This is a genomic window from Faecalicatena sp. Marseille-Q4148 (assembly GCA_018228665.1).
Taxonomy (GTDB): domain Bacteria; phylum Bacillota; class Clostridia; order Lachnospirales; family Lachnospiraceae; genus UBA9414.
Map to the genome: position 1 here is coordinate 2,639,796 of CP073692.1, position 12,230 is coordinate 2,652,025.

Annotated in this window: 14 protein-coding genes; 7 read left to right on the forward strand and 7 right to left on the reverse strand. The window is 37.8% G+C overall.

Annotated elements, in window-relative coordinates; translation table 11 throughout:
• Window positions 1–36: 36 nt before the first annotated feature.
• The 4 genes from KFE17_12645 to KFE17_12660 all read left to right on the forward strand — a co-directional run bounded on the left by KFE17_12645 (window position 37) and on the right by KFE17_12660 (window position 4,397).
• Window positions 37–756, forward strand: a complete 720-nt coding sequence (locus tag KFE17_12645; protein QUO31675.1) for a response regulator transcription factor — start codon at window positions 37–39, stop codon at window positions 754–756.
• The gene (locus KFE17_12650; GenBank protein ID QUO31676.1) at window positions 753–2,060 is read left to right on the forward strand and encodes a GHKL domain-containing protein; all 1,308 of its coding nucleotides are present in this window, start codon (window positions 753–755) and stop codon (window positions 2,058–2,060) included. The genes KFE17_12645 and KFE17_12650 overlap by 4 nt, the downstream gene beginning before the upstream one ends.
• A gap of 254 nt (window positions 2,061–2,314) precedes the next feature.
• Window positions 2,315–3,202: an ABC transporter ATP-binding protein gene (locus tag KFE17_12655; protein QUO31677.1), complete on the forward strand. Its 888-nt coding sequence runs from the start codon at window positions 2,315–2,317 to the stop codon at window positions 3,200–3,202.
• Window positions 3,189–4,397, forward strand: a complete 1,209-nt coding sequence (locus KFE17_12660; GenBank protein ID QUO31678.1) for an ABC transporter permease — start codon at window positions 3,189–3,191, stop codon at window positions 4,395–4,397. Before KFE17_12655 ends, KFE17_12660 begins: the two co-directional genes overlap by 14 nt.
• A 136-nt stretch (window positions 4,398–4,533) precedes the next feature.
• On the opposite strand, the gene KFE17_12665 is transcribed toward KFE17_12660, so the two are convergent.
• From KFE17_12665 to KFE17_12685, 5 genes are read right to left on the reverse strand one after another with little or no spacing between them, the layout of a single operon-like run.
• Window positions 4,534–5,055: a flavodoxin family protein gene (locus tag KFE17_12665; protein QUO31679.1), complete on the reverse strand. Its 522-nt coding sequence runs from the start codon at window positions 5,053–5,055 to the stop codon at window positions 4,534–4,536.
• Between the two features lie 14 nt (window positions 5,056–5,069).
• On the reverse strand, window positions 5,070–5,438 hold the full coding sequence (locus KFE17_12670) for a hypothetical protein (protein QUO31680.1): 369 nt from the start codon (window positions 5,436–5,438) through the stop codon (window positions 5,070–5,072).
• An 11-nt stretch (window positions 5,439–5,449) separates the two neighbouring features.
• Window positions 5,450–5,989: a flavodoxin family protein gene (locus tag KFE17_12675; GenBank protein ID QUO31681.1), complete on the reverse strand. Its 540-nt coding sequence runs from the start codon at window positions 5,987–5,989 to the stop codon at window positions 5,450–5,452.
• Window positions 5,990–6,014: 25 nt separating this feature from the next.
• Window positions 6,015–6,887, reverse strand: coding sequence for a DUF3737 family protein (locus tag KFE17_12680; GenBank protein QUO31682.1), 873 nt, complete (start codon window positions 6,885–6,887; stop codon window positions 6,015–6,017).
• Between the two features lie 14 nt (window positions 6,888–6,901).
• Window positions 6,902–7,177, reverse strand: a complete 276-nt coding sequence (locus KFE17_12685) for a hypothetical protein (protein ID QUO31683.1) — start codon at window positions 7,175–7,177, stop codon at window positions 6,902–6,904.
• A gap of 197 nt (window positions 7,178–7,374) precedes the next feature.
• Between KFE17_12685 and KFE17_12690 the strand changes: the two genes are divergently transcribed.
• The 3 genes from KFE17_12690 (at window position 7,375) to KFE17_12700 (ending at window position 10,262) form a co-directional block, all read left to right on the forward strand.
• The gene (locus tag KFE17_12690; protein ID QUO31684.1) at window positions 7,375–8,262 is read left to right on the forward strand and encodes a LysR family transcriptional regulator; all 888 of its coding nucleotides are present in this window, start codon (window positions 7,375–7,377) and stop codon (window positions 8,260–8,262) included.
• A 105-nt stretch (window positions 8,263–8,367) separates the two neighbouring features.
• The gene (locus tag KFE17_12695) at window positions 8,368–9,042 is read left to right on the forward strand and encodes a response regulator transcription factor (protein QUO31685.1); all 675 of its coding nucleotides are present in this window, start codon (window positions 8,368–8,370) and stop codon (window positions 9,040–9,042) included.
• Entirely contained in the window at window positions 9,039–10,262 is a 1,224-nt protein-coding gene (locus KFE17_12700; GenBank protein QUO31686.1) for a HAMP domain-containing histidine kinase, read from the forward strand. Before KFE17_12695 ends, KFE17_12700 begins: the two co-directional genes overlap by 4 nt.
• Window positions 10,263–10,399: 137 nt before the next feature.
• Here the strand turns inward: KFE17_12700 and KFE17_12705 are convergent, their stop codons facing one another.
• A complete protein-coding gene (locus KFE17_12705; GenBank protein ID QUO31687.1) occupies window positions 10,400–10,594 on the reverse strand; it encodes a hypothetical protein in 195 nt (64 codons plus the stop codon).
• 22 nt (window positions 10,595–10,616) lie between these two features.
• The gene (locus tag KFE17_12710; GenBank protein ID QUO31688.1) at window positions 10,617–11,816 is read right to left on the reverse strand and encodes a transposase; all 1,200 of its coding nucleotides are present in this window, start codon (window positions 11,814–11,816) and stop codon (window positions 10,617–10,619) included.
• Window positions 11,817–12,230: the final 414 nt, after the last annotated feature.

Consider the following 12,230-nt stretch of genomic DNA (forward strand, 5'->3'; position numbering starts at 1 on the left):
TAGGTGCAAAGTACTGTAAGGGGGAGGAACAATGATATGTTTTATATTGCTATATGTGATGATGATGAAAAGTCTGTAAGTATTTTGAAGGAAAAAATGTTATCAGTGTTAAAAAAGATTAATATTGTTGCTGATATTTCCTTATATACGCAGAGCCAGTCATTGCAGTATGATATTCAAGAGGGGAAATATTTTGATTTAATCTTAAGTGATATTGAGATGCCGAATATAGATGGGATGCATTTGGCTCAGTATGTGAAGAAATACTTGTCTGATGTGATTATTATTTTTATCACTTCGTATACCAAATATGCAATCGATGCTTTTGAATTAGCTATTTTCCGATATATACCTAAAAATTCCTTGGATATAAAGTTTGAACATGCCATACGGGATGCGTTTAAATTAATTATGGGAAGATCAAATCAGGTATATTGTATCGATATGCCTAGCAGGGTAGAACGAATATTGCATCAGAAAATTCTTTATATAGAAAGAGAAGGTAAAAATTCGGTTTTAGCGTTGACTGATGGAAGCATAACAAAAGTAAGAAAGAGTTTAGCTGATGTTATGAAGGAGTTGGCTTCTAAGGATTTTATGTTTATTGACCGAGGGACGATTGTAAATATACAATATATTGTGAAAATCAAAGATGACTATGTAGAACTTAAGGATGGCGTTCGTTTATTGGCAAGTCATGCTAAAATGGAACAGGTCAAACAGGCGATTAATTCGTATTGGGAGGCACGTATATGAGTTTCGTGTATCAAATGATAGAATATGCAGGAACTTTTATTGAGCTTTATGTTGCGTATTTGGTTTTTGCGATACTATTTGGAAAAGATAAAAGAATAGAGATTCCATATATGAATTTGTTTTTTGCAAGTATAGGGGCAATTGGAACAGTTCTGCTTAACAATATTGTTTTAGTTTCTAATGTGACGTTAACGATAGTATGGATATACTTGAGTGTAACGGGAATTTTTCTGTATAAAGTTCGAAAAATTTCTGTTTTTGTAGTGGCAAGTTTTTACCTGATATGTTTGAGTTCTTTTGACATTTTAGTGATAACGTTAGCTGCAAGCTTTTATGGTGGTATGGAAACTATAACAAAAGTAATGGAAGAGATGGGGGATATTAGAGTAATACTGATGATTGTTGTAAAAACTTTATGGGTATTGACGTATATTGTCCTCCGTAAATATTTACGAAAGATTTCGGTAAATATTAATTCTGGGTATGTAGCTATACTAATACCTATAATTGGCTTTTGCGGGCATTTTTTTATGGTGAATGACGTGCGAATGGCATTTAATAGAACGATGCCATTAATCTGGTTTATGGCTATTTGTGTTTTGATTCTAATCATATTTATTGTATATTTTTTTTCAGAGCGTCAGAAAGAACAATTCAAAGTAAATTTTCTGGAAATGCGAACGAAGCTTTTGAGTGAAAAATATGACTCTATTAATGAGATTTATAGAGATAATTCGAAATTGTATCATGATTTGAACAATCATTTGAATGTCTTGTATCATATATTGGATGATGAACATGTAGAGGAAGCAAAAGAATATATCAAAGAGATAAGCAAACCTATTCTGAGGTTGTGTAATACGGTTTGGACAGGTATAGATGTAGTTGATGTAGTGATAAATAGTAAATTACAGAGAATGCAGGAATTACATATTGAATCAGACATTAATGTTGAACTTCCTGAGAACAGCAATATATCGTCAAATGATTTATGCACGATATTGTCCAATATTATTGATAATGCGATTGAAGCAACAGAGCAATTACCGGAAAATAAGTGGATTCATATTACAATGCGTCGGATAAATTATTTCCTGTTCATTAAAGTGGTAAATTCGTGTAACGATGTGAAGAAATTTGAAATGCTTCCAAATACTACGAAAGAGAATAAAATGTTTCATGGATGGGGATTACAGAGCGTTTCAGATGTTGTAAAGAAGTATGAGGGAACGTTAGAGTGTGTGAATGAAAAAGGAGAGTTTATTGTAAAAATAATGTTGCCATTTGATGCAAAGCAACTGTAGAAGCAGGAAGTGAATTAAATGTATGTTGAAAATAAAAACTTGTCTTTGGATACTAATCCCAAAGGCGAGTTTTTTTAATAATCAATTTTATACTATTTTATTGATATTACTTATGGACAGAAAACATATTTTTAGCGGACATAATAAACTATTATAAAAATCCTTTGGTATACTCATATCAATCCGGTTGAGAAACGCAACTATGACGCAAATGTTTCTCAGGATCAGATATAATTTGGCGAGGAGTATGAAAAATGGAACTTAAGATTACGAATCTTACAAAAGAATTTGGACAGTTTACCGCAGTAGACCATTTGAACATCACCATGACAAGCGGTGTGTATGGTCTGCTGGGTGTAAATGGTGCAGGAAAAACAACACTTATGCGTATGCTTTGTACGTTGCTTCGTCCTACAAGTGGAAAGATTACCTGTAATGGGCGTGATATTTTAAAACTCGATGAAAAATACAGAGAAATTCTAGGGTACCTTCCGCAAGATTTTGGCTATTACCCGGATTTTACGATAGAAAATTATCTGCTGTATATTGCATCCATCAAGGGGATTCGTCCGGCGGTAGCTAAAAAGAGAGTTAAGGAACTGATTGTGGGAGTAGGACTTCAAAAGGCGGCAAGAAAGAAAATGAAACAGTTATCTGGAGGTATGCTGCGAAGAGCGGGAATTGCACAGGCAATGTTAAATGATCCGAAAATACTGATATTGGATGAGCCGACAGCAGGACTTGATCCAAACGAGCGTATCCGGTTCCGAAACCTGATTAGTGAATTGGCTGAAAATCGGCTGGTTCTCTTATCAACGCACATTGTTTCAGATGTTGAGTATATTGCGAATGAAATATTGCTGATGAAAGAAGGAAAAATCCTTTACAACGGTACTGCAGATGAATTGTTGGGAATGATGGAAGAGGTTGTTTGGAAGTGCTATGTAAATAAAAGCGAAGTGGAAAAGTACATGAGGAAATATAAGATTTCTAACATGAAGTCGGAAGCTCACGGTGTGGAACTTCGGATTATTTCGGCGAAAAAACCGATGGCGGATGCAGAGCTTGTGGAGGCAAATCTGGAGGATTTATTCTTGTACTATTTTGGAGAAAAGGCAGGTGACAACAATGCTGAATTTTGAAATTAGAAAAATTCTTGTGAAGCCGGTGAATAAGATCGTACTTTTTGTTCTGGCGGCAATGTTGTTAGCGGGAAGTCTTCTTACTCTTAGAGATGTGACGTATACGACAGAAAATGGAGAAGTGCTTCGAGGAATTTCTGCTGCAAAAGAACTTAAGTCTGCAAAAAATGAATGGAAAGGTGAGTTGACTGAGGATGTATTAAGGCAGGTAATAGAGGAAAACAAAAAGATTCTTGCGGAAACACCTGATCTTGATGAAGCGTCTGTGAAGCAGCAGGGACTTAGGGATATTCATGAGATGTTAAATAACGGATTTGCCGGATTCGATGAGTGGGATTATTACCGTGCAGACAGCTTATCACCGGAGGAGGCGGCAGGTATTTATCAGATAAGAGTGGATAGTCTGAAAGAATATCTTTCCAGAGAGGAGATAAAGGATAGTTTTTCGGAAAAAGAAAAAGAGTTCTTGATCAACCAATGGGAGAACCTCAAGACACCTTTTTATTACGAATATGCAGAAGGATGGAAAGCACTTTTAGATTCGCAGTATCTTCCGACTTTGATGACGCTATTAGTTGTGATTCTCGGCACACTTGCAGCGGGGATTTTTTCAGATGAGTATTCGCAGAAAGCGGACGCCATATTCTTTTCCAGTAAATTGGGAAGAAATAAAGCTATTTTATCTAAAATCAGCACAGGTTTTCTGATGACGACCGTTTTATACTGGGCATCGCTACTTCTCTTTACCGTAATTATACTGGGGGCTTTAGGCATCGGCGGGGCTGATTGTCCGGTACAGCTTGGGGAAAGCAATTGGATGAGTATGTATAATTGGACTTACCTGCAAAAATATTTCTATGTTACAATCGGTGGATATGTTGGAGTTATGTTTATTATCTTTTTGACGATGGCTGTATCGGCGTTGACGCGTTCTACTGTAATTGCGGTTGTGATTCCGTTTGCATTATCCTGTGCGCCGATGTTTCTGGGAAGAATTCCGGTTCTTACACGTATCGTAACATTTTTCCCGGATATGCTGCTGAGGATATGCACATACCACGACGAGTTTCTTTTGTGTGAAATCGGCGGAAAAGTAATGGGAGTCTTTACACTCCTAATACCATTATATCTGACACTTTGTATCGTGACTGTTCCGGTATTGTATCTAATATATAAAAAGGCAGAAGTGAAATAAATGAATATTCATTTACTAAGAAAAAGTTGATAAAGAATATAATTGAAGCGGGCGGGAAATCCGCCCGTTTTTCTGTCTGTGCTTTTATTTCAGCAGCACTTTTCACGGTACGCTCAGTTCATTCAACAGAGCATCATTATTTTAGTGTTTTTCCAAATTCCCGAAGCTCATTTAGTTTTTCAGCGGACTTGTTTTGTTTGTCATATGCGGAGAAAATTCCCATATCCTCTAGGTTCAGATAATTCAGAAAAGAATTCTGATATTCATAGATGGCGCCACAGTATACATGATCACTGCCGGAGCTGAGGATTAGTGCGGCTTTTTTTAGATTTTTTGGTTTATCCAGTGCGTAAATACGGTTGATGGTACATTGTAATTGTCCTGAAAAGCTATGATAATAAATAGGAGAGGCAAGTACAATCATTTCTGCTTCCTCAAGGAGAGGATAAACCTCCTGCATATCGTCTTTCTGAATACAAGTACCATTCCCCTTGGTATGGCAGTATTCACAGGCAAGACACCCTGCGATTTTCTTCTGACAAACATTCACAATGTTTACCCTATGACCGCTTTGCTTTGCGCCATCGGAAAACGCTGCCACCATCGCTGCAGTATTTCCATTTGGTCTGGGGCTGCCATTTAATATCAATATATTCATGTTTTATCCTCCTTTTATTCAATGGATATTGTTACGGAAACATTTCCTGTACCAAGCGCCTGTCGCAATGCGACCGCGTCCACATTTTCGATCTTCCCGATTGGTGTCAGACTCCAAGAATTGGTATCATAATAGATTACGAAGGTTCTTCCTTGATATAGGATAATGTCTCCTGCCTGTGTGTTCATCTGCACATTGTTTTGCGGCAATACCATTCCAAGATCAGCGCCCTTTTCCATTCCTGCATAGTCAGTCATAGTAAGCGTCAGTGGACCGGCTGCAAGTAATTCTTTCAATGCATCTACGGAAGAATTTTCCTCCAGAGCAGCTGTAAAAACATAGTTTCCAACTTCAAGTTTCATTTTCGTTGTTGTTTTCTTCATATACATCCTTCTTAAACTGCTTTCCCCATTTCATATGCCCGTTTCAGCGCCGGATTTCCCTGGATTGTACCAACAGCATCTGCACCTCCTCCAAATACGGTTCCGGCGAGTCTGGAATTCGGGAAGCATTCGATCCAGCCGGAGAGTCCTTTTACCGCCCCATCCATAGCGCTTTCTTCGGGTTCGGCTGCGGCTGCAAGAAGATAAACTTCTCGGAATTGATAGTCAGAGTCATACAGCGGATTGGCTCGGTCCAGCATCGTTTTCATCTGACCGCACATCTCATAGTAGTAAATCGGTGTGGCAAATACTAGAACATCCGCCTTGCCCATTTTTTGTGCGATATCATCTGCATCATCATGGATGACACAGCGATGAGATTTCAGACAGGCAAGGCAGCCTTTGCAAAAGCCGATTGTTTTATCATATAAGCAGATTTTTTCTGTTGCATGTCCGGATTCGTTTGCCCCACGGATGAACGCATCCGCAAGTGTTTCTGAGTTTCCGCCCTTTCTTGGGCTTGTTGAAATAACCAAAATATTTTTACTCATATATATTACTCCTCATTTTAAAAACTTAGGCATTTTTGTTTATAGTTTCGTTATGTTTTGTTTGTTCTGTAATGATAATCCTGCCTTTTGCATTGACATCATCTACAATCACTTCACCAACATCTGGTACGGTAATTTGTCCGGACAGTGGATTTTTGATACTGTCAACTTTCGTAACGATTGTTGCATCTACTTGAGATTTTTCAAAAGCCAAATCAGTTTCAAGCATTTCGCAGTCAATTAGTTTCAAATTTTTGCAATAACAAAATGGCTGTGTTCCAATAATTTTACAGTTGATCAATGTCAGACCATCAGAATACCATGCCAGATATTGACCTTTTATAGTACTGTTTCGAACTGTGATATTCTTTCCATGCCAGAATGCATCCTTTGTATCAAGAATGCAATCTTCAAAAGTGGCATTTTGGATATACTGAAAAGAGTATTTCCCTTGAAATTTTACTCTGCGGAATGTTAAATCTTCTGAACGCATCATAAAATATTCACTGACTGCGGCAGTATCTTCCATACAGATTTTCTGAACAGACCAGCCGAATTCCGGAGAAATAATGTCGCAGTTTCGGATTGTTACATCACTGCATTCCCGAAATGCTTTGATTCCGTGGAGTTCGCTGTCTGTTACTGTCACATGATTGGAATACCACAATGCTGCCCGGCAGTCGGTTGTCATTTCAGAATGTCGGATTGTAAGCCCATTATCATGCCAGAATGGATAACGAAGGTTGAAAAAGCAGTGTTCAGCTTCGATATGACTGCATTCCTTGAATGCGCTTTCGCCATCAGCCGGTCCATCAAAGGAACAGTTTTTTACCAAAAGCTGATTGCTGCCATAAAGCGCACGCTCCTCGTCAAATCTTTGATTTTCTATTATTTTCATACTCGGTTTCCTCCTTATACTTTATCGGGCGGACAAGAACATTTCCCTATTTGAAACACCAGGTAGTCAAGACAGTCGATCTGCTTTTCGCCTTCATGTACTTTGTTCAATATCCCGTTTCGATGTGCTTCTAATCGTTCTAACAGTTCTGTCTTTTTTCCGGTGTCCAGACAGGAAAGGCAGCAATCTATTGTTTCCTGACTGCATCCGGCATCTTTTAGATTTTGAATGATTGCTGTCTTGGAACCATATGCAAGGAGCTGCTCCAATTTTATTTTTTTATCACTCATATGTATTTATCACCGCCTGTCTGTTATGAAATATTGTACTATCTAATGGGAAAGCTATTTTGAGTGTCCCTGTATTTATTATTATAGTAATATGGAAAAAGAATAGCAAATACTTATATGTTATTGATTTCAATAGTTGAAACCTATGCAAAAGCAAATTATACTATAATCAGCACAAACAGAAGGGAGAGTTGAGGATGGAATTGAGGGTACTCAGCTACTTTCTTGCAGTTGCAAGAGAACAGAGTATTGTCAGAGCAGCAGAGTCGCTGCATCTTTCACAGCCTACGCTTTCGACTCAGATCAAGGCGCTGGAAAAGGAACTGGGGAAACAGCTTTTAATTCGAGGAACGAAGGGAACAAGAAAGGTAACGCTTACTGAGGAAGGGATGATTCTTCGTAAGCGGGCAGAAGAAATATTAAGTCTGGTGCAAAAAACAGAACGGGAAATATCGTTTTCTGAGCAAATGATTGTAGGAGATGTTTATATCGGAACCGGAGAAACAGATGCTGTCCGCTTTATTGCAAGAGCTGCGAAAGAACTTTATGAGTCTTATCCTGGAATTCATTATCACATTTCCAGCGGAAATGCAGATTTCGTTAACGAACAGCTGGATAAGGGATTAATCGATTTCGGAATTGTGTTTGGAAATGTAGATCATACAAAGTACAATTCCATTGAATTGCCTTTTAGAGATATATGGGGAGTATTGATGAGGAGAGATTTGCCGCTGGCTGCGAAAGAAACCATTCAACCGGAAGATTTATGGGATAAGCCGCTAATTATTTCAAATCAGGATGACAGCAAAGGCACTTTAACTGCATGGATCAATAAAGAACTATCTGAATTAGAGATTGTAGCAACTTACAATCTGTTATTCAATGCATCTTTGATGGTGGAAGAAGGATTGGGATATGCAATTGGATTAGATAAAATCATTAACACCTCAGGAAATACTAAGCTGTGTTTTCGACCGCTTTCGCCAAAGACGGAAGCCGGTATGCACATTATCTGGAAAAAATACCAGGTATTTTCAAAAGCATCCGAAAAATTTATCGAAAAAATAAAATTGGTTTCCGCATGAGCTTTTTAACTTTATTTTAGGTATAATTAAGGTAATACACTTATTCTTACAAAAACAGATTAACCATAATTGAATGAGAAGGTAATTCAAGAGGAGGAACATACAATGCGGTTACTATTAGCAGAAGATGAAAAAGCATTATCAAAAGCATTAGTGGCAATTTTAGAGAGAAATAACTATTCTGTAGATGCGGTTTATGATGGACAAGCTGCATTAGATTATTTGGAAATGGATAATTATGATGCAGTCATTTTAGACATTATGATGCCTAAAGTAGATGGTCTTACCGTATTAACAAAAGTCAGAGAAAAAGGAAATTTGATTCCGATTTTATTGTTAACAGCTAAGTCTGAAGTTGATGATAAAGTAGAAGGCTTGGATGCCGGAGCAAATGATTATCTGGCGAAACCGTTTCATGCGAAAGAGTTGTTAGCAAGAATCCGGGCAATGACAAGATTACAAACCGCACAGATGAATTCGAAACTAACCATGGGAAATGTCACACTGGATCGAGCAACCTTTGAACTTTCAACAGCAAAAGGCAGTTTCCGTCTTGCGAATAAAGAGTTTCAAATGCTGGAGCTTTTAATGTGCAATCCGCATCAATTAATTTCTTCTGAACGTTTTTTAGAAAAGATATGGGGATATGACAGTGAGGCGGAGATTAATGTGGTGTGGGTGTATATTTCCTATTTGAGAAAAAAATTATCCGCGCTTCATGCAGATGTTCAGATTAAAGCGACACGAAATGCAGGATATTCTCTGGAGGAAATGTCATGATAAAAAAACTTCGCATTAAATTGATTGCTGCCTCCATGATTTCGCTTTTTCTTGTACTTTTTGTGATTGGAGGAATCGTAGGAATTTTAAATTATAAGAAAATCGTGAATGATGCAGACAGGATTCTGGAAGTTCTGGAAGAAAACGCAGGGAAATTCCCACAAAAATTTCCGACAGAAAGAAAAGATGACCGGCTTGGAATGTCACCGGAAATTCCTTATGAATCCAGATTTTTTTCTGTTTTGCTTGATGAAAATGGAAACATTATTTTAACGGATACTTCCAAAATCATTTCGATCGATACAGAAAAAGCGATGGAATATGCTTCTGAGATTTGGGAAAAAGGAACAGAAAAAGGATTTTTGGATGAGTATAGATATTGGAAATGTTCTTATAAAGGACAGATACGCATTATTTTTCTGGATTGCAGACGGCAATTAGATAATTTTCACAACTTTCTGCTTACAACCTTTGGGGTATCAAGCGTAGGAATTTTATCTGTATTTGCGTTAATGGTTATTATGTCATCTCGCATTGTAAAACCTTTTTCTGATAATTATGAAAAGCAAAAGCGCTTTATTACAGATGCAGGACATGAGTTAAAGACACCGTTAACTATCATTGAAGCTGATACAGAGGTTCTGGAAATGGATTTTGGGGAAAATGAATGGCTTCAGGATATTAAGGGACAGACAAAAAGGCTGGCGGATCTGACGAATACGCTTATCATGCTTTCACGTATGGAAGAAGGGCAGGACAGTAGTATGAAAGTAGATTTTCCGCTATCCGATGTGGTGGAAGAAGTGTGTCATACGTTCCAGGCACCTGCAAAGGTACAAAAGAAAAATCTGGACAGTACCATTCAACCAATGATATCTATGAAGGGGGATGAAAAAGCAATCCGGGGTCTTGTAACAATTCTTCTAGACAATGCAGTAAAATACACAAATGAAAATGGACAGATTTCTGTTATTCTGGAAAAGAAGAAAAACCGTATGTACTTGTCTGTTTTTAATACGACAGAATATATTTCCCAAGAACAGATTTTGCATTTGTTTGATCGGTTTTATCGTACAGATGCATCCAGAAATTCGCAGACCGGAGGCTATGGTTTGGGACTTTCTATTGCTGCCGCAACGGTAGAGTCCCATAGGGGCAAAATCCTTGCAGAAACGAAGGATGAAAAATCATTGAAAATTACGGTAATACTTCCAACATAATAGTTTTTATACAGCTCGTACAAATGACATGTTTGATACGGGCTTTTTTTTACTTTATAGGAAAGTTCGACTTTCGTCGAACTTTTGAATGAAAATAGCCCGCACAAAGGCGGGCAAAGGAAATAGACGGTTTGAGTTTAGAAGATATAAAAACCTTCTTCGCCGAAATCGTCATCATCCAGATCATCAAATTCGTGTAAGAAATAATCCATATCCAAAAGATCATCATCGCTCATGTCGCGGACTTCGTCAGAAGTCATGCCTTCTGGAGGATTTTTAATATACTGTTCCCGAAGTTCCTTTGCAAGTTCTGCCTCAGTGATTCGTTTCATAGTGATAGCCTCCATTTCCATATTAGATACGTTGATTGTACCATGTAACAGGAGACTGTGGAAGAGAAGAAGGAGAGGCAGGAGAACGGCATCGGTGCTTACGCATCACTCTTTCATATAATTCATGCAAAGGAACAGGTTCATGGTTGAAATATAACTCAAGGAAAAGCATAGTTGTACCACAAGAAGGGCATTTTAGAGGATCATAACCAAAAGTATGAAGGATAGAATCTCGCCACCGATTAAAGGAAAGAAATATTTTGTGCTTTTCCCTGGAGATTGCTCTGTGAAGAGATTGGTCAGATTTACGATGTCTGGCATATATGCCGTAATAACGAATCATCTTGAAATGTTTTTCAGGGATATGCTGAGTAAGTCGTGCCATGAAATCAAGAACAGGGAGAGTTTCAGTGACCAGTTTTTCGTCTTCATGACGATTATAGTGAAAAGTAACAAATTCACCGTCGTAAGAATCAATACGAGAAGTTGCAATGACTGGTCTGCCAAGATAACGGCCAATGTACTTAATCACATGAGAGGGGTTGCATTTATTGGGCATAGCTCGAACATAAAAACCATTTTTATGTTCGGTGTAGATAGAAGCCTTAAGTTTTTTAAAGGAGTCACCGAGCTTAGAATGTAACTCGTTCAAAAGAGCCGTTTGGAATGAATCGCGCAAAAGCCTATAATTGAAGTGTTTTTTGTGACGCCAATGAAGAGAATTCCCAACGCCGCCTTCGGAAATGAGACAATGGATATGGGGATTCCACTTTAAATCTCTGCCAAAGGTATGAAGAACACAGATAAAGCCAGGAGTAAAGAGTTCGGTTTTGTTATCTTTATGGAACATGCGAGTGACAACACTGTTGACAGCAGAGAAAAGGCAGTTTAAAAGAGAACGGTCATTTAAAAATAGAGGACGTAGTTCTCGAGCAATGGTAAACACACAGTGGCGATGCTGGACATTGATGATCTTAAAAGACATAGAAGTAGTTCTGTCGATGGAATACATGTTGCCGCAGGTAGGACAAAACCTAGAATGACAGCGGAAAGGAACATATTTGAAATTTCCGCAGGAAGGGCAGGCATACATGGCACCGCCAAAAGAAGGATCGCCACAATGAATCATTTTTTCTACATTTTCGATGACGGAGTCACGAGGATGTTGAATATAAATCATTTCCTCAAAATGGTCTTTAAAAATTTTTTGTAAAACATTCATAAGACTATTATGAGGGAAAATGAGAAAAAAAGAAACCCCTAACCCCTCAAGAGTGAGGGGAAGGGGAGTTGAAGTGTCGGAGACACTTTTTTATGCTGTTTTTCAGGAATTAATTACTATTTAAAGTGTAGTTAAGGTAAAGATGGTAAGTTGTTTCCATCAACAGAAACAATCAGGAGGAACTGCAAATGTATAAAGAAGAAAACATAAAGAAAAAAAATAGGAAAAATTGTCTTTGTACTGGCAGCAGCCGGAATTTTGGTCTCTTTTTCAAAACTAAAAATAAATGAAATGATACAGGCAGATGCAACGGAAGTGACTAAAAATGAAGAAAAGTCTATTTATACAGAAGAGTATCAAGATTCTATTGAGAAACAATTTCTATTTTGCTGGCTAGAAGAAGTGACTTTCATA

Excerpts from the sequence above, each read along its gene's own strand:
- KFE17_12645 (QUO31675.1), top strand. The coding sequence starts at position 37 with ATGTTTTATATTGCTATATGTGATGATGATGAAAAGTCTGTAAGTATT.
- KFE17_12650 (QUO31676.1), top strand. The coding sequence starts at position 753 with ATGAGTTTCGTGTATCAAATGATAGAATATGCAGGAACTTTTATTGAG.
- KFE17_12655 (QUO31677.1), top strand. The coding sequence starts at position 2,315 with ATGGAACTTAAGATTACGAATCTTACAAAAGAATTTGGACAGTTTACC.
- KFE17_12660 (QUO31678.1), top strand. The coding sequence starts at position 3,189 with ATGCTGAATTTTGAAATTAGAAAAATTCTTGTGAAGCCGGTGAATAAG.
- KFE17_12665 (QUO31679.1), bottom strand. The coding sequence starts at position 5,055 with ATGAATATATTGATATTAAATGGCAGCCCCAGACCAAATGGAAATACT.
- KFE17_12670 (QUO31680.1), bottom strand. The coding sequence starts at position 5,438 with ATGAAGAAAACAACAACGAAAATGAAACTTGAAGTTGGAAACTATGTT.
- KFE17_12675 (QUO31681.1), bottom strand. The coding sequence starts at position 5,989 with ATGAGTAAAAATATTTTGGTTATTTCAACAAGCCCAAGAAAGGGCGGA.
- KFE17_12680 (QUO31682.1), bottom strand. The coding sequence starts at position 6,887 with ATGAAAATAATAGAAAATCAAAGATTTGACGAGGAGCGTGCGCTTTAT.
- KFE17_12685 (QUO31683.1), bottom strand. The coding sequence starts at position 7,177 with ATGAGTGATAAAAAAATAAAATTGGAGCAGCTCCTTGCATATGGTTCC.
- KFE17_12690 (QUO31684.1), top strand. The coding sequence starts at position 7,375 with ATGGAATTGAGGGTACTCAGCTACTTTCTTGCAGTTGCAAGAGAACAG.
- KFE17_12695 (QUO31685.1), top strand. The coding sequence starts at position 8,368 with ATGCGGTTACTATTAGCAGAAGATGAAAAAGCATTATCAAAAGCATTA.
- KFE17_12700 (QUO31686.1), top strand. The coding sequence starts at position 9,039 with ATGATAAAAAAACTTCGCATTAAATTGATTGCTGCCTCCATGATTTCG.
- KFE17_12705 (QUO31687.1), bottom strand. The coding sequence starts at position 10,594 with ATGAAACGAATCACTGAGGCAGAACTTGCAAAGGAACTTCGGGAACAG.
- KFE17_12710 (QUO31688.1), bottom strand. The coding sequence starts at position 11,816 with ATGAATGTTTTACAAAAAATTTTTAAAGACCATTTTGAGGAAATGATT.